At 51.0% G+C, this 21,673-nt stretch carries 19 protein-coding genes and 1 pseudogene; 8 read left to right on the forward strand and 12 right to left on the reverse strand.

The window, feature by feature from the left end; translation table 11 throughout:
- Positions 1-30: 30 nt before the first annotated feature.
- Genes dadA through HEN21_RS23625 form a run of 3 tightly spaced genes read left to right on the forward strand, consistent with a single transcriptional unit; the run spans position 31 to position 2,599 of the window.
- Entirely contained in the window at positions 31-1,329 is a 1,299-nt protein-coding gene (dadA, locus tag HEN21_RS18495) for a D-amino acid dehydrogenase (RefSeq protein WP_001266888.1), read from the forward strand.
- Positions 1,330-1,338: 9 nt separating this feature from the next.
- Positions 1,339-2,409, forward strand: coding sequence for a catabolic alanine racemase DadX (gene dadX, locus HEN21_RS18500; protein ID WP_000197886.1), 1,071 nt, complete (start codon positions 1,339-1,341; stop codon positions 2,407-2,409).
- Positions 2,410-2,452: 43 nt separating this feature from the next.
- On the forward strand, positions 2,453-2,599 hold the full coding sequence (locus HEN21_RS23625) for a hypothetical protein (RefSeq protein WP_423779532.1): 147 nt from the start codon (positions 2,453-2,455) through the stop codon (positions 2,597-2,599).
- Here HEN21_RS23625 and HEN21_RS18505 read toward each other — a convergent pair.
- Positions 2,537-4,207 (reverse strand): annotated as a pseudogene (locus tag HEN21_RS18505) (potassium/proton antiporter); the annotation flags it as partial. The gene HEN21_RS23625 and the pseudogene HEN21_RS18505 overlap by 63 nt on opposite strands.
- A gap of 94 nt (positions 4,208-4,301) precedes the next feature.
- Positions 4,302-5,216: a muramoyltetrapeptide carboxypeptidase gene (gene ldcA / locus HEN21_RS18510; protein WP_000051594.1), complete on the reverse strand. Its 915-nt coding sequence runs from the start codon at positions 5,214-5,216 to the stop codon at positions 4,302-4,304.
- Positions 5,217-5,315: 99 nt separating this feature from the next.
- Here ldcA and emtA point away from each other — a divergent pair, with 99 nt between their 5' ends.
- Complete coding sequence (gene emtA / locus HEN21_RS18515; RefSeq protein ID WP_001295616.1) at positions 5,316-5,927, forward strand: membrane-bound lytic murein transglycosylase EmtA; 612 nt, start codon at positions 5,316-5,318, stop codon at positions 5,925-5,927.
- Between the two features lies 1 nt (position 5,928).
- On the opposite strand, the gene ycgR is transcribed toward emtA, so the two are convergent.
- A complete protein-coding gene (gene ycgR, locus HEN21_RS18520) occupies positions 5,929-6,663 on the reverse strand; it encodes a flagellar brake protein YcgR (RefSeq protein WP_000020171.1) in 735 nt (244 codons plus the stop codon).
- Positions 6,664-6,863: 200 nt separating this feature from the next.
- Here ycgR and HEN21_RS18525 point away from each other — a divergent pair, with 200 nt between their 5' ends.
- Positions 6,864-7,118, forward strand: coding sequence for a GlsB/YeaQ/YmgE family stress response membrane protein (locus HEN21_RS18525; RefSeq protein WP_000511315.1), 255 nt, complete (start codon positions 6,864-6,866; stop codon positions 7,116-7,118).
- Between the two features lie 139 nt (positions 7,119-7,257).
- Here HEN21_RS18525 and HEN21_RS18530 read toward each other — a convergent pair whose 3' ends face one another.
- Positions 7,258-8,949: an alpha,alpha-trehalase gene (locus tag HEN21_RS18530; RefSeq protein WP_000804566.1), complete on the reverse strand. Its 1,692-nt coding sequence runs from the start codon at positions 8,947-8,949 to the stop codon at positions 7,258-7,260.
- 329 nt (positions 8,950-9,278) lie between these two features.
- Between HEN21_RS18530 and HEN21_RS18535 the strand changes: the two genes are divergently transcribed.
- Positions 9,279-10,634, forward strand: a complete 1,356-nt coding sequence (locus HEN21_RS18535; protein WP_176251890.1) for a glycoside-pentoside-hexuronide (GPH):cation symporter — start codon at positions 9,279-9,281, stop codon at positions 10,632-10,634.
- Between the two features lie 52 nt (positions 10,635-10,686).
- Here HEN21_RS18535 and dhaM read toward each other — a convergent pair whose 3' ends face one another.
- From dhaM to dhaK, 3 genes are read right to left on the reverse strand one after another with little or no spacing between them, the layout of a single operon-like run.
- Entirely contained in the window at positions 10,687-12,105 is a 1,419-nt protein-coding gene (dhaM, locus tag HEN21_RS18540; RefSeq protein WP_105285523.1) for a dihydroxyacetone kinase phosphoryl donor subunit DhaM, read from the reverse strand.
- Between the two features lie 10 nt (positions 12,106-12,115).
- Positions 12,116-12,748: a dihydroxyacetone kinase subunit DhaL gene (gene dhaL, locus HEN21_RS18545; protein ID WP_176251889.1), complete on the reverse strand. Its 633-nt coding sequence runs from the start codon at positions 12,746-12,748 to the stop codon at positions 12,116-12,118.
- Between the two features lie 10 nt (positions 12,749-12,758).
- Entirely contained in the window at positions 12,759-13,829 is a 1,071-nt protein-coding gene (gene dhaK / locus HEN21_RS18550; protein ID WP_016231742.1) for a dihydroxyacetone kinase subunit DhaK, read from the reverse strand.
- 226 nt (positions 13,830-14,055) lie between these two features.
- Between dhaK and dhaR the strand changes: the two genes are divergently transcribed.
- Positions 14,056-15,975 carry a dihydroxyacetone kinase operon transcriptional regulator DhaR gene (dhaR, locus tag HEN21_RS18555; RefSeq protein WP_176251888.1) on the forward strand — a complete coding sequence of 640 codons (1,920 nt, stop codon included), beginning with the start codon at positions 14,056-14,058 and terminating at the stop codon, positions 15,973-15,975.
- Positions 15,976-16,010: 35 nt separating this feature from the next.
- On the opposite strand, the gene HEN21_RS18560 is transcribed toward dhaR, so the two are convergent.
- From HEN21_RS18560 to pth, 3 genes are all read right to left on the reverse strand, one after another.
- Complete coding sequence (locus HEN21_RS18560; RefSeq protein ID WP_016158417.1) at positions 16,011-16,187, reverse strand: hypothetical protein; 177 nt, start codon at positions 16,185-16,187, stop codon at positions 16,011-16,013.
- A 180-nt stretch (positions 16,188-16,367) separates the two neighbouring features.
- Positions 16,368-17,459 (reverse strand): redox-regulated ATPase YchF, encoded by a 1,092-nt coding sequence (gene ychF / locus HEN21_RS18565; protein WP_000505860.1) that lies wholly within the window; start codon positions 17,457-17,459, stop codon positions 16,368-16,370.
- Between the two features lie 116 nt (positions 17,460-17,575).
- Entirely contained in the window at positions 17,576-18,160 is a 585-nt protein-coding gene (pth, locus tag HEN21_RS18570; protein ID WP_000152950.1) for an aminoacyl-tRNA hydrolase, read from the reverse strand.
- A 276-nt stretch (positions 18,161-18,436) separates the two neighbouring features.
- Here pth and ychH point away from each other — a divergent pair, with 276 nt between their 5' ends.
- On the forward strand, positions 18,437-18,715 hold the full coding sequence (ychH, locus tag HEN21_RS18575) for a stress-induced protein YchH (protein WP_000823884.1): 279 nt from the start codon (positions 18,437-18,439) through the stop codon (positions 18,713-18,715).
- 59 nt (positions 18,716-18,774) lie between these two features.
- Here the strand turns inward: ychH and dauA are convergent, their stop codons facing one another.
- Entirely contained in the window at positions 18,775-20,454 is a 1,680-nt protein-coding gene (gene dauA / locus HEN21_RS18580; RefSeq protein ID WP_001033163.1) for a C4-dicarboxylic acid transporter DauA, read from the reverse strand.
- 124 nt (positions 20,455-20,578) lie between these two features.
- Positions 20,579-21,526 carry a ribose-phosphate diphosphokinase gene (gene prs / locus HEN21_RS18585; RefSeq protein WP_001298109.1) on the reverse strand — a complete coding sequence of 316 codons (948 nt, stop codon included), beginning with the start codon at positions 21,524-21,526 and terminating at the stop codon, positions 20,579-20,581.
- Positions 21,527-21,673: the final 147 nt, after the last annotated feature.

The following is a 21,673-nucleotide window of genomic DNA, read 5'->3' on the forward strand; positions in this document are numbered from 1 at the left end:
TTTACTATATCTACCGTTATCGGAGTGGCTATGCGAGTTGTCATACTGGGAAGTGGTGTGGTAGGCGTTGCCAGCGCCTGGTATTTAAATCAGGCAGGACATGAGGTCACCGTCATTGATCGGGAGCCGGGGGCCGCCCTGGAAACCAGCGCCGCGAATGCCGGGCAAATCTCCCCCGGATATGCTGCACCGTGGGCGGCACCAGGTGTGCCTTTAAAAGCGATCAAATGGATGTTCCAGCGCCATGCGCCGCTGGCGGTTCGTCTCGATGGTTCGCAATTCCAGTTGAAATGGATGTGGCAAATGTTACGTAACTGTGACACCAGCCACTATATGGAAAACAAAGGGCGGATGGTGCGCCTGGCAGAATACAGCCGTGATTGCCTGAAAGCATTGCGCGCCGAAACCAATATCCAGTATGAAGGCCGGCAGGGCGGGACGCTGCAACTGTTCCGCACTGAACAACAGTATGAAAACGCCACTCGCGATATCGCCGTACTGGAAGATGCAGGCGTGCCATATAAATTGCTGGAATCCAGTCGCCTGGCGGAAGTGGAACCTGCGCTGGCGGAAGTTGCGCACAAACTGACTGGCGGCCTGCAACTACCCAATGACGAAACCGGTGACTGTCAGCTCTTTACCCAGAATCTGGCGCGAATGGCGGAACAGGCGGGGGTTAAATTCCGCTTTAATACGCCAGTCGATCAACTGCTTTGTGACGGCGAGCAGATCTATGGCGTGAAGTGTGGTGATGAGGTGATTAAGGCCGATGCGTATGTTATGGCATTTGGCTCTTACTCGACGGCGATGCTCAAGGGCATTGTCGATATCCCGGTTTATCCGCTGAAAGGTTATTCTTTGACCATTCCGATTGCGCATGAAGACGGTGCGCCGGTGTCCACCATTCTTGATGAAACCTACAAAATCGCCATTACCCGTTTCGATAATCGCATTCGTGTCGGCGGCATGGCGGAAATCGTTGGTTTTAATACTGAGTTATTGCAGCCGCGTCGTGAAACGCTGGAAATGGTGGTGCGCGATCTCTATCCGCGCGGCGGTCATGTCGAGCAGGCTACTTTCTGGACCGGTCTGCGCCCGATGACACCAGATGGCACGCCGGTTGTGGGGCGTACACGCTTTAAAAATTTGTGGCTGAATACCGGTCACGGCACGCTTGGCTGGACGATGGCTTGCGGTTCCGGTCAGTTGTTAAGCGATCTGCTGTCAGGGCGCACGCCAGCGATCCCGTATGAGGATCTAAGTGTAGCGCGCTACAGTCGTGGATTTACGCCATCACGTCCAGGCCATTTACATGGCGCGCACAGTTAAGGAATCGAGATGACTCGTCCGATACAGGCCAGCCTCGATCTGCAGGCATTAAAACAAAATCTGACCATTGTCCGCCAGGCCGCGCCGCACGCGCGCGTCTGGTCGGTGGTAAAAGCGAACGCTTACGGGCACGGTATCGAGCGTATCTGGAGCGCGCTCGGGGCGACCGATGGTTTTGCGTTACTTAATCTTGAAGAGGCTATTATCCTGCGCGAGCGCGGCTGGAAAGGGCCAATCCTGATGCTGGAGGGTTTTTTTCACGCTCAGGATCTGGAAATTTATGACCAGTACCGCCTGACCACCTGCGTGCACAGTAACTGGCAGCTCAAAGCACTGCAAAATGCGCGGCTAAAAGCGCCGCTGGATATTTACCTTAAGGTGAATAGTGGGATGAATCGGTTGGGGTTCCAGCCCGATCGCGTGCTCACTGTCTGGCAGCAGCTGCGGGCGATGGCGAACGTTGGCGAAATGACGCTGATGTCGCATTTTGCCGATGCGGAGCATCCTGATGGGATTTCCGGCGCGATGGCGCGTATTGAGCAGGCAGCGGAAGGGCTGGAGTGTCGGCGCTCGTTGTCTAATTCGGCGGCAACCCTGTGGCATCCGGAAGTGCATTTTGACTGGGTTCGACCTGGCATTATTTTATATGGTGCTTCGCCGTCCGGTCAGTGGCGCGATATCGCCAATACCGGATTACGTCCGGTAATGACGTTAAGCAGTGAGATTATTGGTGTTCAGACGCTAAAAGCGGGCGAACGTGTGGGCTATGGCGGTCGCTATACTGCGCTCGATGAGCAGCGAATCGGCATTGTCGCCGCCGGATACGCCGACGGCTATCCGCGTCATGCACCAACCGGAACACCTGTTTTAGTGGACGGCGTGCGCACCATGACGGTGGGGACAGTCTCGATGGATATGCTGGCGGTCGATTTGACGCCTTGCCCGCAGGCGGGTATTGGTACGCCAGTTGAGCTGTGGGGCAAGGAGATCAAAATTGATGATGTCGCCGCCGCTGCCGGAACGGTGGGCTATGAGTTGATGTGCGCGCTGGCGCTACGTGTACCTGTTGTGACGGTGTAACTTGTGGCAAGCCGGATAAAATGCGTAAGCATCGCATCCGGCGATATCAGCCGCATCAAACTTAAGATTCGGCTTCTTCCTCCGCCACCCGAACGCCAATCTTCAACACTTCGTTATCTTCTTTCTCAGCCACCGTCCAGATCATCCCGGCAAACTCCACCTGGTCGCCGACAACCGGAGCCGCACCTAACAATTGCTGAACAATTTCACCCAGCGTTTGCTGTTTATCGCGATACTCCCGACCGTCTTCCAGACCATAGATCAGCGCCACATCGGCATATTTCGCGCTGGCTTCGAGAATGAAGTCACCAAAGAAGCGTTGATCAAGCGCGACCGGCGGCGACTGGCTAAACAGTTTTCCGAGTGCCGGAAGATCGCGTTCCCGACCAATCACGCATAACACGTCGCCTTCGCGCAGTCGGGTGCTGCCGGTGGGGTGAAGCAACTGGTTATCACGAAACAGTGCCGCAATGCGCGTCTCTTTTGGCATATGCAGATCGCGCAGCGCCGCGCCCACGCACCATTTATCGGCACTCAATTGGTAAACAAACTGCTCCCACGGATTTTCCGGATGAATATCCAGTCCAACGCGTGACACCGGACGCCCCACTGGCGGAACCACCACTTTGGCTTTTTTCGCTGCCCACGACAGCGATGTTCCCTGCAATAGCAGTGAAACCAGAACTACGAAGAAGGCGACATTAAAGAACAGACGCGCATTCTCCAGCCCCGCCATCATCGGGAACACCGCCAGGATGATCGGCACTGCGCCGCGTAATCCAACCCAACTAATAAACACGCGCTCGCGCAGATTGAAGCCACGGAACGGTAGCAATCCAGCAAATACCGAAAGGGGGCGGGCGAAGAAAATCATCCATGCAGACAAAATGAGCGCCGGAATGGCAATAGGCAACAGGTCGCTCGGGTTAACCAACAGCCCCAGCACCAGGAACATAGCGATTTGTGCCAGCCAGGCGAGGCCGTCGAAATTTTGCAGAATGCCGTAGCGGTTGCGAATCGGACGATTACCCAGCAGAAAACCGCACAGATAAACTGCCAGAATGCCGCTGCCTTCCAGCGCCGTGGTTAAAGCAAAAATTAAAATACCGCCGCTTAATGCCAGCAATGGATACAAGCCCGCAGGCAGGGCGATGCGGTTAATCATCTGCAGCAGTAAATAACCCCCGCCAAGACCGATTACGATCCCCAGGCCAAATTGTTGCAGGATATCGACAACGAACATCCAGCTAATAGTGCTTTCATGCTGCTGGATCATCGCAATCAGGGTTATTGTCAGAAAGACCGCCATCGGATCATTGCTGCCGGACTCTATTTCCAGCGTCGAGCCAACACGTTCGTTAAGCCCTTTGCCGCCCAGCAGAGAAAAGACCGCTGCGGCGTCGGTGGAGCCGACAATTGCGCCAATCAATAAGCCTTCAATCAAATCAAGATTAAACAGCCATGCCGCCATCATGCCGGTTAAACCGGAGGTGATAAGCACGCCCAGCGTCGCCAGTGAAAGTGCAGGTCCTAACGCCACGCGAAATGAACTGGCCTGGGTGCGCATTCCGCCATCGAGCAAAATAATCGCCAGTGCCAGGTTACTTACCATGTAGGCAAAAGGATAATTATCAAACGGAATGCCGCCGACACCATCGACTCCAGCCAGCATACCGATCGCCAGGAAAATAACCAGAATCGGAATGCCAAGGCGGGAAGAAAATGAACTAAGTAAAATACTGCTGGTGACAAGGATGGAGCCTAAGATAAAAAGGCTAATAATTGTTGCGGCATCCAACGGTCGGTTACTCCTGATTACGCTGTCTCGTGCTATAAACCTACCATATTCACGGCAGAAACAGCGTTTTAGTTAGCCCGGAAGCGTGATTTTTTTACGCTTTCAGAACAGGATGACCGCTAATTGTCAATTGTGTGCCGTTTTTGTCGTTTTTGAGGATAGCATGTGCACCCAGCGGCAGCGTCACTGTGCGTTGTTCATGACCAAAGTCGAGGCCGGTAATCAGCGGAATCGACAGGCGGGAACGCAAGAACGTGTACACCGACGCCAGGTTGTAACCCGCATCATAATCATTGGGCGTGCTGCCACTGAAGCTACCGAGAATAATCGCCTTCTGGCGCTGTAAAATTCCAGCATGATAAAGCTGTAACAACATGCGTTCGACACGGAACGGATGTTCGTTGATGTCTTCCAGTACCAGAATACCGTTCTCAATTTGTGGCATCCACGGCGTACCGATAAGCGAAATCAACATCGCGAGGTTGCCTCCCCACAATGTTCCTTCTGTTTGACACGCCGGGCCTTCCCCTTGCCATTCAATGCTGAACGTTTCATTGCGTAACGCCAGCCAGAAGTGGTGCTCGGTAAAGGCATTCAGCTCATCCGCGCCAAAATTTGCCACCAGCATCGGGCCGCTAAAGGTGATGACATTGCCTTGTGCCAGAAGACCGCACTGAATGGCCGTAAAATCGCTATGCCCGCAGATAAGCAACGGATCATGTTGTTGGCGAGCCACCAGAGCCTGCCAGTCAATATCCGCCAGTAAGCGACTGGCACCGTAACCGCCGCGTACTGCCAGCACGATGGTGTTGGGTGAGGTCAGTCTGGCAAGGGAATTGAGATCTTCCAGACGCTCCGTTTCCGTACCAGCAAAACGTTCACAGCGACGGGTGATAACCCCGACGTTATTGACCTGATGCCCCGCATCGGTAAGGCGCTGAACGCCGCGCTGTGCGGCGTGCTGATTAATGCAGTAACCCGACGGGGCAATTAAGTGAAACAGAGACATGGCAATTCCTTGCTGACAACAGAAACGAAATGTATATCATGCCGCTTAGGTGTGCCGTTGTCACCTCAACGGCGATTCCAGGCTATAAGGATTGATGAAGTGAAATTGAGATGGTTTGCCTTTTTGATTGTGTTATTAGCGGGTTGTTCTTCAAAGCATGACTATACGAACCCGCCATGGAATGCGAAAGTCCCGGTACAACGTGCGATGCAGTGGATGCCAATAAGTCAGAAAGCCGGAGCGGCATGGGGCGTTGATCCGCAATTGATCACGGCAATTATCGCTATCGAATCGGGTGGTAACCCGAACGCGGTAAGTAAGTCGAATGCTATTGGTTTAATGCAGTTAAAAGCCTCAACCTCCGGACGTGATGTTTATCGCCGTATGGGCTGGAGTGGCGAGCCGACGACCAGCGAGCTGAAAAACCCGGAGCGTAATATCTCAATGGGGGCGGCTTACCTGAATATTCTGGAAACCGGCCCGCTGGCAGGCATTGAAGATCCGAAGGTACTGCAATATGCGCTGGTGGTGTCATACGCTAACGGGGCTGGTGCGTTGCTGCGGACTTTCTCATCAGATCGGAAAAAAGCGATCAGCAAAATTAATGATCTGGATGCTGATGAGTTCCTCGATCACGTAGCAAGAAATCATCCTGCACCGCAGGCTCCACGCTATATCTACAAACTTGAGCAGGCGCTGGACGCGATGTAACTCAGTCGCGCACTTTGTCCGCTTTCTCCCGGGCTTCCCGTTCGAGTGAGAATATAATCCGCTGTAATTGCCGCTCCACCGTCGGGCTGACGTTAAGAAAACGAAAGCTCAGGCGGGGAGTGGAGATAGTTTCATTTCTGCTATCAATCACTTTGCGCTCGCTGATGGTCAGTAACTGGGCGTCAAAGTGAAAAACACCCCATTGTCCCATGTTGACTTCAATCTGTGCGAAGCGCATACCTTCGTGCAATCCGGCCGGTTTTTCCGTTTCCAGTAATGCACCCATGCCACCTAGTGATAAATCACTCAGGCGAAAACGTAACGTACTGTTATCCGCCAGTTTGGTCTGACAATAATAAGGCGGATGAAGTGGGGCGGAGATGCGGAAATATCTGCGTCGTTGCACAAACCATAATGCGGGAGGGGGAGTGGCGATAAACGCCGGAAGCTGCAAATATTCACTTTGCTGTAATTGAGCAAGGGTAAATTCGATTTTGGCGCCTTGCGTTTCGGCGGTAATAGTGATTTGTCGCGCTTTAAGCACGGCATTGTTGTCTTCTTGCTGACTACCAAAATCCAGCACCAGTTTATCAGGGCTTATCGCCAGTATATTGCTGATCAACTGACCATCTGACCAACTGATACGCAGTGGTACTGCGGCTTTATGTAAATCGCGTAAAACGCCCAGGACTGCTAACGGATTTTGTTTCAGGAACTGCTCATGGTAATGACTCACGCGGAAAAACTCCTGACCGACAAACTGTCTTTGGTTTATCGGTAGGGACTAACAAAACTTAATACAAATGCGTGAATTTTTTTTACAACTTACGACTAATTCAACCGACAGCCTCCCACCATTGATCCTGTGCTTGCCTATACTTAGAGCGTTGACGTAAGCATTTCTTGCGTCCGATTCATCGAAACGAGGGCCTGAACATGGGAATTATTGCCTGGATTATTTTTGGCCTGATAGCCGGCATTATCGCCAAGCTGATCATGCCAGGGCGTGATGGTGGTGGATTTTTCCTGACCTGCATTCTCGGGATAGTCGGTGCGGTTGTCGGCGGCTGGCTGGCGACCATGTTTGGCATTGGCGGCTCCATCAGTGGTTTTAATTTACATAGCTTCCTGGTGGCGGTGGTCGGCGCTATCCTGGTGCTGGGGGTATTCCGCCTCCTGCGAAGAGAATAACGTAATCTTTCTGGCGGATAGCGGTGCAGGCATCACTATCCGCTTTCAAATTATGTGTAAATCTCACGGTGTTTGAAAACCAGATAAAACGGCAACGTCATCCTGATAAGCAGAATGACGCTGTCGGGAGAAGAAAAGATTAAGGTGTGGGTTCTGTGACTTTTGTTGGCTGCGTTGCGGAAGCACTGGTCGGGCGCGTTGCCGGAACGTTGTCACACGGCTTTTCTTTCGGGCAGATCAAATCCAACATTTTCAGCGTTACGCCGTTGGTCCAACCAAAACCATCTTGCAACGGATATTCGCCACCACCGCCACCTGTTCCGGTGGTGCTGACATCATATTTCTCCACCAGCTTTTTCTCCCGGTCATAGGTGTGCTGAACATTGGTCAGAAAGTGCCAGCTAATGTCCATCGCCACATCTTCCTGTCCGTAGTTTTGCAATCCCTCAGTAGCGACCCATTGTAACGGCGCCCAGCCATTTGGCGCATCCCATTGCTGCCCACTTTTCACCGAGGTGGTGTTCAGTCCGCCAGGTTGCAGCAGATGCGTTCTGGTCGCTGTTGCCATTTTACTGGCGCGATCTTTCGCTGCTGCATTAACGTACAACGGGAACAGGGCGGCGGCAGTTAACTGATTACGTACTTTATGACTCTTCAGATCGTAATCAGCATACCAGCCGTGTTGATCATTCCACAAGTATTTTTCGATCCCTTTCTGACGGGCATTCGCCAGCGTTTCGTATTGGCTGGCCATCGCATTATCCCCGGCGGCTTTACTGGCGCTGGCAAGGATTTTTTCCATTTTATACATCAGGCTATTGAGATCGACCGGTACGATGCTGGTGGTGCGTAATGTACTTAACTGCTGTGGATTGTCCATCCAGCGCGAGCTGAAATCCCAGCCAGATGCGGCGGCAGAACGCAGGTCACGGTAAATTTCAGTGGCAGGACGATTTGGATTGCTTTTAGCGGTAGCGATATCTTCTACCCATGATTCCGGACGAGGTGTATCGCGGTCGTCCCAGTAGCGGTTAAGAATGGTGCCATCCTTGAGCTTTACAACGCGCTTTTCCTGTTGCCCGGCTTGCAGATTTTCAACGCCGTCCATCCAGTAAGCATATTCTTTTTGTAGTTGCGGCAGATACTGTTTCAACGCGGCGTCGCCTTCATGTTGCGCCAGTAACTCCACCATCAATGCAAAGAAAGGCGGCTGCGAACGGCTTAAATAGTAGCTGCGGTTCCCGTTGGGAATATGTCCATAAGTATCTATTTCATAACCAAAATTCGCCACCATATCCGCCACTTTATCCCAGTGACCGCTTTCGCCAAGCCCCAGCATGGTGAAGTAACTGTCCCAGTAATACACTTCCCGAAAACGGCCTCCTGGCACGACATAGGGTTTCGGCAATGGCAACAGAGAGTCCCATTTTTCGGTGCTTTCCGTTGTGCGGGTTAATACCGGCCAAAGTCCATCAATATGTTCACGCAGCGACTGTCCCTTCGGTGGGACATGCTTCTCGCCTTCTTTTGGCAGAGTGAAATTAACTTTCACAAAGTGCCGTAAATCAAACCCGCTCTGGTTCTGCTGCATCCGGTAATCAGCGAGGATCATTAGCGGGTCGCTGTTGGGCACGGCGTCGGCAAAGGTTTTTTGATCAGGAAAAAGTTTGGCGTTTTGCACATCGTCAAACAACGGTCCCAACAAAATATCAGGCGATTGTGGTGTGACAGCGATTTCTTCCGCTTGTGCCGATAGCGTGGCAAAACACAATAAAACGGTGGTGGGAATTAACGCCATTCTTTGCAGGTGACGAGGGACACGTGGTTTCATCAATCATTCTCCTTTGGCGATACCGAACAAAACGGTAATCAAGTATCAGAAAACCTTAGTTCAGGATCGCGGCAACTGCATGATTGAAATCTCATTCTGCGAAGTGTCAGGCATATGGATGGTGTAATTAAAGGCATAAATAGTGTTGCAATATATTCACAAAATATATGTTGTTTATTAAATGGGCAGTGACTTTTGCTGTGCGATCACAGAAGAAAAAAATCATAAGAATTTAATGAAAAAACATAATAGACCGACCAAAAACTTCCGTGAAGAATTGCGCCAGTGAAAGGTATTACGTGAAGTAAATTTATAGATAAGGATAAAACATGTCTAATGTGGAAAAATTGCCAATAAAAGAAAAAATAGGCTATAGCCTGGGTGATGCTGCCAGCCATATCGTCTTTGATTCTTCTGTTGCCATCCTCGCTTATTTCTATACCGATATTTATGGTCTGCCGCCAGCCGTAATGGGAACCATGTTTTTACTGGTGCGTCTACTGGATGCAATTACCGATCCGATTATGGGGGCAATCGCCGATGCAACCTCATCTCGTTGGGGGCGTTTCCGTCCGTGGCTGTTGGCCATCTGTGTACCGTTTGCGGTCAGTTGCGTGCTGGTTTACTCCATTCCTGATTTCTCTGACAGCGGTAAGGTTGTCTATGCGGTTGCCGCCTATATATTTATGACATTAATGTATACGGCCATTAATATCCCTTACTGCTCATTGGGCGCGGCGTTGACGTCCGATCCGCGTGAAAACCTGTCACTGCAATCCTGGCGTTTTGCCATCACGCCTATTGGTGGTGCGTTAGGTACTGCATTTATCCTGCCTGTCGCTGACTTCCTCTCTCCTGGGGACCGGGCTACTGGTATCCAGATTGCGATGGCGGTTTTTGGCGTTATTGGCTGCATTATGTTCTTAATTTGTTTCCTGACCACCAAAGAGCGTGTACAACCTATTCAGGAAGAAAATCTGAATATCGCGCGCGATTTGAAGATTCTTTTTAAGAATGATCAGTGGCGCATTCTCTCTGTTTATAATTTTATGATGCTGGTGGCGGTGGTTATCCGTGGCGGTGCTGTTGTTTATTATGTTAATACCGTTTTAAATAAAGGTTCAGATATTCTTACGTGGTTTATGCTCGGCGGAATGTTTGCTTCTATGTTAGGTTCTGTACTGGCGAAACCATTTGGTACTCGCTTTTGTAAAATTAAACTTTCATTCTGGGTTAATATTATTAACGCAGCGTTGGGCGTGCTCTGTTATTTCCTGTCGGTGGAATACTGGATTATTCCATTACTGGCTCATCTGGCAATTCAGATTATTCAGGGCGGAAATGGTGCGCTCCAGTGGTCAATGATTACCGATGCGAATAACTATGGTGAATGGAAAACGCGTCGTCGTATTACGGGGATGAACGTTGCTGCGAATATTTTTGTCATCAAACTGGGTGTTGCGGTAGGTGGGGCGGTGATTGGTTGGGTACTGGCTTATTATGGTTATGCAACCAGTAGCACAACTCAATCCGCTAATTCAGTACAGGGCGTAGTGTTACTGTTTACCCTCCTGCCGGCATTCTTCTACTTCCTGACTGCAATTTCTATTAAGTTTTATCTGTTGAATGAAGCGAAAATGAACAAAGTAGTACAGGATTTACAACATGGTCAGTACGCTGGCTAATAGCGTACGGCTTTTTCGGATGGCATCGTAGCGATGCCATCCGAACACTGTTTTAGCCATCATGGCTAAAACGTTGGGTTTTAACGTCCAGAGTTAACGTCTCTTCAGGTTGTACCGCGTACAGTTTTTCCCCCTGCAGGCAAACCCAGCCAATACCCAGTTCACGGGCAATTAAGGCGCTGTGGGATACCGGACTTCCGGCACTAAGGCAGATGCCTTTAACGACCGTCGGGTCCAGTTGCAGCACGGTGGAGGGATAAATGTTCTCTGCCAACAAAATGGTCGGTGTACTAAATTGCGGTAGTTCTTCTTTTGTCTGTGTCAGATGGAGTAGGGTGCGATGCAGAAGATCATCCACATCGATATAGCGCGCCTGCAGATATTCATCATCAATCTGCTGATATTGCTGGCTAAGTTCTTTAAGAACCTGCTGCCAGGCATACTCTGCGGTGCAATGTTCATGCTGAAGAAGTTCGCTTGCTGCCGCCAGCAGTTCAGGATCGTCTAACAGAGTATGGTGACCGGAAAAGATCGCGGCGATATCGTCAAGCCCGCTTGCTTCTGCCTTTGCCGTTAACGTCATCAGGTCTAACAACGTAAAGTCAATAGCCTGGCGTAATCGTTCCTGTTCGTGTTCCACCGTCAGGATTGATTTTGCCTGTACTGTGCATAAAACCGGTTGATAATAAAAGGCTTTACCCGTGACAGGAGTAACCTGGCGCAGAGTTGGTGGCGCAATATCTTCTGTTTCACCAAAGTTATCTTCAGCCAACTGGCGGAAAGCGGCCAGCGCCTCTTCAGCTTCTGGCCCTTTCACGATCAGGCGCAGAGTATCGTTATAGCGGACTTGTAATAGCGCAATTTGGTTAATACTTTCCGGCGTGACGCATTTGCCGTTTTTCTCCAGCAACATATCTGCATTAAATACCGATAAGGTATAGACCAGTCGAGAGGCCGGGCGTACGTGGAGGCCGTTACGGTTTTTAATCACCACAGCGAGGGAACGGGCTTCTTCATCGTGCGGCGGGCATGTGTCAGATATCTCAGTGGCGGATGACGGTAAACCCAGTTGTTCGCGTTTGGCTTCCAGCGCAGACATAGCATCATGAATAACTTTGTCGATACTTGCACCCGATGCCGCGCTAACCGTTGCCGCCAGAGTTCCTTCGACCAATGGCGCTGCACACAAACGTACTTTTGCGGCGATCTCTGGCGCCAGCAATTCCAGAGCGGTTTCTGCACTCAATAACGCGCTTCCCATGTCCATCATAACCAGCACATGGTCGGCATCAGCAACGGATTCGATGGCTTCCATCACTTTGACGGCATCAGTACCAATGGGATTTTGCGGGTCATCAATCCCTGCGGCAATGGCGATTTTACAACTATCGCTCATTAACATCTGACGGGCTAATTCACCGACACCTTCACCCAGCCGGGCGCTATGTGAAACTATGACCAGGTTTACCATCACCAATTCCTTACTCTTTCGCGGCTAACGCCAGCATTTGCATCATAAACCTCACTGAGGTCGCGCCAGGATCCTGGTGACCAATACTGCGTTCACCGAGATAACTGGCACGGCCTTTGCGAGCTTGCATCGTAATCGTGCTTTGTGCAGCGGATTCAGCCACTCCGCTGGCTGCGTCGAGCGCCGCCGGAACAGAGAGATTTTGCTCGCTGGACTGGCGTAACGACTCAACCACTGGTTTCCAGACATCGCACATGGTTTTATCGCCAGGTTCGGCTTTCCCCCGACTGATTACGCCGTCCACACCATCGCGGAACATCTGATAAAGCTCTTCCAGCGTCAGGCTTTGGCGCGCCTGAGTCGCCTGCGCGGCGCGAATAAAGAATGTACCGAATAGCGGACCACTGGCACCACCGACGCTGGAAAGCAGCGTCATACCGGTATTTTTGAGGATGAAACCAATATCCTTGTCCTCAATGGCGGGTAGTTTTTCCACCACTTTGCTAAATCCTCGATTCATATTTAGCCCGTGGTCAGCGTCGCCAATTTCACGATCCAGTCCGGTAAGATAATCGCTCTCTTTGCTGAAGATTTCTCCACAGCGAGTAAGCCAGTTAACAATTTGAGTTCTGCTCAGTGACATCGTTATCTCCTTATTTACCCCAGTTCAGCGCCGGGGTGTGGACTGGGGCATCCCATAACGCCAACGTTTCGTCATCAACCTTCAGTAAGGTGATGGAAAAACCGGTCATATCCAGTGAAGTGCAATACGCGCCGATTAAATTACGTTCGATAGTCAGCCCCGCTTGCTGACAACGCGTAGTCAGACGGTTATAGACGCCGTAAAGCTCAGAAAGTGGCGTGGCGCCGAGATTGTTGACCAGCGCAATCACCCGATCGCCAGATTGTAGCGGCTGTTTGGTTTGTATCTCTTCCTGCCAGTTTCCTTGTTGATAATTCCAGAAGCGCAGTGTGCGATGGTATGTGCCATTTTCCAGCAGTGTGTCGAACATTTCATCGACGGTTTGATCAAGGGAAGAGAAGGGGCGACGATCGATACCCGGCTCGCCATGAATACCGACGCCAAACTCCATCTCATTATCTGCCAGCGTAAATGAGGGTTTGCCAGCGGCTGGAACGGTACAGGCACCGAGAGCGATACCAATTGAGTGCCCCTGATTATTCAGCTTACGCCCCAGTTCCGCACAGGCGTCCAGTGAGTCGCCACGTTCCGCCGCCGCACCCACAAGTTTTTCTATTAACACCGTATTGGCAACACCGCGCCGCCCGGCGGTATAAAGACTGTCTTTCACCGCGACGTCGTCATCAATGACCACCGTGGTCACTTTTACGCCACTGTCGTGGAGTAATTCGGTTGCTGTTTCGAAGTTAAGAATATCGCCGGTGTAATTTTTAATGATCAGCAGTACACCTTCGCCGCCATCAATTTGCATGGCGCATTCAAAGATTTTATCGGGGGTCGGTGAAGTGAAAATTTCGCCCGGACAAGCCCCCGAGAGCATTCCCTGACCGATATAACCGCAGTGCATCGGTTCGTGCCCGCTGCCGCCGCCTGACAGCAGGGCGACTTTTCCGGCAACCGGTGCATCGGCTCGTGTGACGTACAGCGGATCCTGATGCAATGTCAGTGAAGGATGCGCTTTCGCCAGCCCTGCCAGTTGTTCGTTCAGTACGTCTTGCACATCATTGATCAATTTTTTCATTATTTTGCTCCAGCAATTATCGTAGGGCATGGATGATGTTCAACGACACGGCGACCACTGACTGCCGATGAATCCATTGTGCATCAGACTTAGGAAAAGAAAATTCATACAAATTATGTTTCATGGTGAAACATATGTTTTAATAAATGTTCCATTATGGAACATAAGAATGCCCTGATACTTAAAATTGCGAGTCAGAACACCTTTTGCCAGAAGCGAGTGGAATATGAGAGGCGGTTTTCACAACGATGACCAGGCTAACTCTCCCTGGATTGCAGCATCCTGGGAGCGATGCCGCAAACTGATGAAACGGGAATCGTGGAGCGTACCGCACCAGGCCCAGGGCGTGACATTTGCTACTATCTGTCGGCGTAAAAAGGCGATGCTGACACTTGGTCAGGCGGCGCTGGAAGATGCCCTGGAATATATGGCGCCACGAGCGTGCGTTTTGCTTATTCTCGATGAAACTGCCTGCATCCTTAGCCGTTATGGTGATCCGCAGACTATGGAGCAGCTTAGTGCGTTGGGATTTAATGACGGCACTTATTGTGCCGAAGGAATCATCGGTACTTGTGCGTTATCGTTAGCGGCTATCTCTGGTCAGGCGGTGAAAACGATAGCCGATCAACATTTTAAACAGGCGCTCTGGAAATGGGCATTTTGTGCAACGCCGCTGTTTGACAGCAAGGGGCGATTGACGGGGACGATAGCCCTGGCGTGTCCGGCGGAACAATCGACAGCAGCCGATTTGCCGTTGACGCTGGCAATTGCTCGCGAGGTGGGAAACTTACTGCTAACGGACAGTTTGCTGGCTGAAACTAATCGGCATTTAAATCAGCTTAACGCCCTGTTAGAAAGTATGGACGATGGCGTGATTAGCTGGGATGAGCAGGGTAATCTGCAATTTATCAATGCTCAGGCGGCGCGTGTTTTACGTCTGGATGTGACGGCAAGTCAGGGAAGAGCAATCACGGAACTGTTAACGTTACCCGCCGTGTTGCAACAGGCAATAAAACAGGCACATCCGCTCAAACATGTGGAAGCGACCTTTGAAAGTCAGCACCAGTTTATTGATACGGTCATTACCCTTAAACCGATAATTGAAGCCCAGGGAACCAGCTTTATTCTGCTGCTGCATCCGGTGGAACAGATGCGGCAATTGATGACCAGTCAATTAGGCAAAGTTAGTCATACTTTTGCTCATATGCCACAGGATGATCCGCAAACCCGCCGCTTGATTCATTTTGGTCGTCAGGCGGCGCGCAGCAGTTTTCCGGTGTTACTTTGTGGAGAAGAAGGCGTTGGTAAAGCCCTGTTAAGCCAGGCGATTCATAATGAAAGCGAACGCGCCGCAGGTCCCTATATCGCCGTCAATTGCGAGTTATATGGTGATGCGACGCTGGTGGAAGAATTTATTGGCGGCGATCGCACGGAGAATAAAAATGGCCGTCTGAGTCGTCTGGAACTGGCACACGGCGGCACGCTGTTTCTCGAAAAGATTGAGTATCTGGCGATGGAGTTACAGTCAGCATTGCTTCAGGTCATCAAGCAGGGCGTTATCACGCGGTTGGATGCGCGGCGTTTAATCCCGATTGATGTCAAAGTGATTGCCACAACGACCGCAGATCTGGCAATGCTGGTGGAACAAAATCGCTTTAGTCGGCAGCTTTATTACGCGCTCCATGCATTTGAAATTACCATCCCGCCTCTGCGTATGCGGCGCGGCAGTATTCCGGCGCTGGTGAATAATAAATTGCGTAATCTCGAAAAACGCTTCTCAACCCGTTTGAAGATTGATGATGATGCGCTTGCTCGTTTGGTCTCCTGCGCATGGCCCGGTAATGATTTTGAACTGTATAGCGTCATTGAGAACCTTGCCCTGAGCAGCGACAACGGGCGTATTCGCGTCAGTAATTTGCCTGAGCATCTGTTTACCGAACAGGCGACAGAAGATATCAGCGCCACGCGTCTTTCCACCAGTCTGTCATTTGCGGAAGTCGAAAAAGAAGCGATTATTAACGCCGCCCAGGTGACTGACGGACGTATTCTGGAAATGTCGGCGTTACTTGGAATTGGTCGCACCACGCTGTGGCGAAAAATGAAACAATATGGCATTGATGCGGGGCAGTTTAAGCGCCGGGGATAGCGGGAGTATGCACTCTCCCGCGTATGACTTGCTAATTAATAGCGACCATGACTGCCATGATTTGGCCCACCATTTGAAGGTGGCATTGGCTTACCGGAAGCCGCAGGACCACGCGGGCCATCGCTGTGGCGGTGATGATGGTGAGGAACACAAGCACTTAACAGGCTCGCAAAGACAATTGCTAACAGGCTGAAGGTAAATGTTTTTTTCATGACAAACTCTTGAACAGTTAATGCATTGTGATTGTTATCACATAAAGACCGCATTGTTAATATTGCCAGGAGTCTGATTATGAGTTTTGGTAACTCAGAATTGAAAGAAGCAGAGTAGCAGGCGTAAAAAAGCCATTATGTGCGATTCACATAATGGCTCATTATTAACCGTCAGGGGATTTAAACGTTAAACAGGAAGTTCATCACATCGCCATCTTTAACGATGTAATCTTTACCTTCTGCACGCATTTTGCCTGCTTCTTTCGCGCCTTGTTCACCTTTGTAAGTGATGAAATCTTCAAACGCGATGGTTTGTGCACGGATAAAGCCTTTTTCAAAATCGGTGTGGATTTTGCCAGCAGCCTGCGGCGCGGTTGCACCAACCGGAATGGTCCATGCGCGCACTTCTTTCACCCCGGCGGTGAAGTAAGTTTGCAGGTTCAGCAGTTTATAACCGGCACGGATCACACGGTTCAGACCCGGCTCTTCCAGTCCCAGTTCCTGCATAAATTCGTCACGTTCTTCGTCGTCCAGTTCGGCAATGTCGGCTTCAACAGCAGCACAAACCGGAACGACAACAGAACCTTCTTTCGCCGCGATTTCACGCACCTGATCCAGATACGGGTTGTTTTCAAAACCGTCTTCGTTGACGTTAGCGATGTACATCGTCGGTTTCAACGTCAGGAAGCTCAGGTAACGAATAGCTGCTTTTTCTTCTGCGCTTAAATCCAGCGCGCGCAGCATACCTGCGTTTTCCAGTTGGGGCAGGCATTTTTCCAGTACCGCCAGCTCGGCTTTCGCGTCTTTATCGCCACCTTTGGCTTTTTTCTGTACGCGGTGAATCGCACGTTCACAGGTGTCGAGATCCGCCAGAGCAAGCTCGGTATTGATAACGTCAATATCGTCTGCCGGGTTAACTTTGCCGGAAACGTGAATGATGTTGTCATTTTCAAAGCAGCGAACAACGTGACCGATCGCTTCGGTTTCACGGATGTTGGTCAGGAACTGGTTACCCAGACCTTCGCCTTTCGATGCGCCTTTTACCAGGCCAGCGATATCGACAAACTCCATGGTCGTGGGAAGCGTACGCTGCGGTTTTACGATTTCAGCCAGTTGATCCAGACGCGGATCGGGCATTGGCACAACGCCTGTGTTCGGCTCGATGGTGCAGAATGGAAAGTTGGCCGCTTCAATACCGGCTTTGGTCAGCGCGTTGAACAGGGTAGATTTCCCGACGTTGGGCAAACCGACGATACCGCATTTGAATCCCATGATTTAAATCACCTTAATATCTTAATAATCAACCTGTTATCGTAAACAGATTGTAGAAATGGAAATAACTCTGCCTATTATACACGGCACGCGGCAAAAATGCCGCAGACAACGACTTATTGCGCTTTAAAGGCGTGCAATCGGTTCGTTGCTTTGGTCAAGCCATCTGTAAACCACATTTCAGTACAACGTGCCGCTTCGTCGATGGCTTCATCAATTAACTTCTGTTCACTAACAGGAGGTTTGCCTAACACAAACCCGACAACTTTGTTTTTATCGCCCGGATGACCGATTCCAATGCGTAAACGGTGAAAGTTAGGGTTATTACCCAATTTACTGATGATATCTTTCAGTCCATTGTGACCACCATGGCCGCCGCCCAACTTAAATTTGGCGACGCCAGGGGGCAGATCCAGTTCGTCGTGGGCGACCAGAATTTCGTCCGGGTTAATGCGGAAAAAACTGGCCATCGCCGCGACGGCTTTGCCGCTGAGATTCATAAATGTGGTCGGGACTAACAGGCGGACATCTTCGCCTCCAACGGTAACTCGCGAGGTATAACCAAAGAATTTAGCTTCTTCGCGCAAGGGAGCGCGCAAACGCTCCGCCAGTAAGTCAACGAACCAGGCGCCAGCATTGTGTCGCGTTGCGGCGTATTCAGCGCCGGGGTTCGCCAGGCCGACAATCAATTTAATCGTCACGTATTTTGTCCTGAGTGAGTGCATAACTGGCGCGTAGTTTACTGGTTGTGGCCTCGCTTGACAAAAAACAGCACCTTATACGCAGACAACACAATAATTGCCTCTGCGAACTATTAGAAAGTCAGGGTGTTCAGGCGGTTATTTGTAAAGTTTTGTTGAAATAAGGGTTGTAATTGTGATCACGCCCGCACATAACCTACAGGGTGTTGTCTATACTTTACACATAAGGAAGAGGGGTATTCCCTGTTACAACCCAGAAAGTTCCGGAGGTGACATATGAAACGCAAAAACGCTTCGTTACTCGGTAACGTGCTCATGGGGTTGGGTCTGGTGGTCATGGTGGTCGGCGTGGGGTATTCAATCCTCAACCAGTTACCACAGTTTAATATGCCCCAGTATTTCGCACATGGTGCAGTGCTGAGTATTTTCGTCGGTGCCATTCTCTGGCTGGCGGGTGCCCGTGTTGGCGGACATGAACAGGTGTGTGACCGTTACTGGTGGGTTCGCCACTATGACAAACGTTGCCGCCGTAACGATAATCGTCGTCATAGCTAACGCATAATGTAGTTTGCTGACCAGTCAGTTTGCGCTGACTGGTCAATTTAATGCCTTTCTTACAGATCAGCCATTGCTGCGCTGCGATTCGGGAAGAACGCCAGGCGTCCAGGGATCGGTTGAATACCAGAACGAGCCATGGTGCGCAGTGGCTGGAATTCCACGTTACACACCCGCAGTTCACACCCTTCAGGCAGGCGCTTCACAAAACGCTGGAACGCATCAAGGCCACCGGCATCAAGCACCGGAACTGCATCCCACTTCAGAATAACAATTCTTTTGCCTTCCAGACGCGATTCAAGATCGGTGAATAAGCCTTCAGCCGCAGCGAAAAACAGCGGACCAATAACTCTCAGAACCAGTACATCGTCAGGAACATCTACCGCCACAGGTGCCAGACGAGTCATACGGGCGATGCGACGCATAAACAGCAGCGATGCCAGTACGATACCCACACTGATGGCAATAACCATATCAAACAGCACGGTCAGCGACATGCAAAGCAGCATGACGATGATGTCATCTTTCGGCGCATGGCGCAGCAAGTCGACCACTTTGTGTGCTTCACTCATGTTCCATGCCACCATTAACAGCAGGGCAGCCATGGCGGAAAGCGGCAGCCAGGAGAGCAGCGGTGCCAGTACCAGCAGGGCGAGAATAACCAGAATCGAGTGGATCACCGCCGAGATGGGCGAGGTTGCACCGGCACGGACGTTAGCGGCAGAACGCGCGATCGCGGCTGTAGCGGTAATACCACCAAAGAACGGGGCAATGATATTCCCCAGACCCTGACCGACCAGCTCGCTGTTCGCTTTGTGTTTAGTCCCGGTCATACCATCCAGTACCACAGCGCAGAGCAGAGATTCGATTGCGCCGAGCATTGCCATTGAGAATGCCGCAGGCAGCAGTGTGCGTATGGAGTCCCAGGTCAGCGTGAATTCTGAATTAGGTAGATCCCACGGCAGTACCAGTTGCGGCAGCAGTTGCGGAATACCATTACCCTGAGATCCATCGGCGAGGACGTAGTGGAATTGCGATCCGATGGTAGCAACGTGTCCACCGAGCAGGTTAACAATACCCATCACCGCACAACCAGCCAGCAAGGCCGGAAGATGACCGGGTAAACGAATGCCCAGACGCGGCCAGAAAATCAGTATCCCAAGCGTTACAATACCAATTGCGGCATCGCCCACGTTAATGGTCGGTAGCGCCATAAATAATGCGCCAACTTTTTGCAGATAATGTTCCGGGACATGTGCCATTTGCAGACCGAGAAAATCTTTAATCTGCATCGTACCGATGGTGATCCCGATACCCGAAGTGAAGCCTAAGGTAACGGAAACCGGAATATACTCAATCAGGCGACCGAAGCGCGCCAGCCCCATCAGGATCAAAAAGATCCCCGACAACAACGTCGCAACCAGCAGGCCTGCCAGTCCAAACTGTTGCGAAACAGGATAGAGAATTACCACAAATGCCGCAGTCGGACCGGAAACGCTAAAACGCGACCCACCCGTCAGAGCAATGACAATCCCTGCAACAGCAGCGGTATATAAACCGTACTGCGGAGCTACGCCACTACCAATTGCCAACGCCATCGCCAGCGGAATAGCGATAATCCCGACGGTAATCCCGGCAATCAGGTCACGGGTAAACCGTGCGGCAGTGTATTTTTCTTTCCAGCAAGCGTCGATCAGAGCGCGGAAAGGCATCACATGTGAGAAGAATATTTTGTTCACAATAATGTTTCATCCGTGAGCGCATCATCTGTCAACTAAATGGCAGGTGAAGGAGGCATAGGTCATACAAATGGATATTACAGACAAAAAAACCCGCCGCAGCGGGTCTTTGAGCCGGGTTCGATTAATGTTCGAACATAGCAGAGATCGATTCTTCGTTGCTGATACGACGAATCGCTTCGGCCAGCATACCTGACAGGGTCAGAGTACGCACGTTCGGCAGTGATTTGATTTCATCGCTCAGCGGAATGGTATCGCAGACAACGACTTCATCAATTACAGAGTTACGCAGGTTGTTCGCCGCGTTGCCAGAGAAGATCGGGTGAGTCGCGTACGCAAATACACGTTTAGCACCACGTTCTTTCAGAGCTTCAGCAGCTTTACACAGCGTACCGCCAGTGTCGATCATATCATCGACCAGTACGCAGTCACGACCTGCAACGTCACCGATGATATGCATCACCTGGGAAACGTTCGCACGCGGACGACGTTTATCGATGATTGCCATATCGGTATCGTTCAGCAGCTTAGCGATAGCGCGGGCACGCACAACGCCGCCGATGTCCGGGGAAACCACAATCGGGTTATCCAGATTCAGCTGCAGCATGTCTTCCAGCAGGATCGGGCTACCAAATACGTTATCAACCGGAACGTCGAAGAAACCCTGAATCTGTTCAGCGTGCAGATCCACTGTCAGCACACGGTCAACACCGACGCTGGAGAGGAAGTCTGCAACCACTTTCGCAGTGATTGGTACACGAGCGGAACGGACGCGACGGTCCTGGCGCGCATAGCCAAAGTAGGGGATAACAGCGGTGATACGACCTGCGGAAGCACGACGCAGGGCATCAACCATAACGACTAATTCCATCAGGTTGTCGTTAGTAGGGGCACAAGTGGACTGGATGATGAAAATATCACCACCGCGTACATTTTCATTGATTTGTACGCTGACTTCGCCGTCGCTAAAGCGACCTACAGCGGCGTCGCCGAGTGAAGTGTACAGGCGGTTGGCAATACGTTGTGCTAGTTCCGGGGTGGCGTTACCAGCAAAAAGCTTCATATCAGGCACGAGAAGAACCTCAGGCATGCGTCCATTGGTGGAAAGAATCTGCCGAAAACTGTGCGGGCCAGGCAATATTCTTTCCAGGCGGTGTATTAAAGAGCGCGATGCAACGTCTGGAACAAGGTGACGTTGTCACCGAAACTCAGCTTGCCC

This window comes from Escherichia sp. 93.1518 (assembly GCF_013368915.2).
Classification (GTDB): Bacteria; Pseudomonadota; Gammaproteobacteria; order Enterobacterales; family Enterobacteriaceae; genus Escherichia; species Escherichia ruysiae.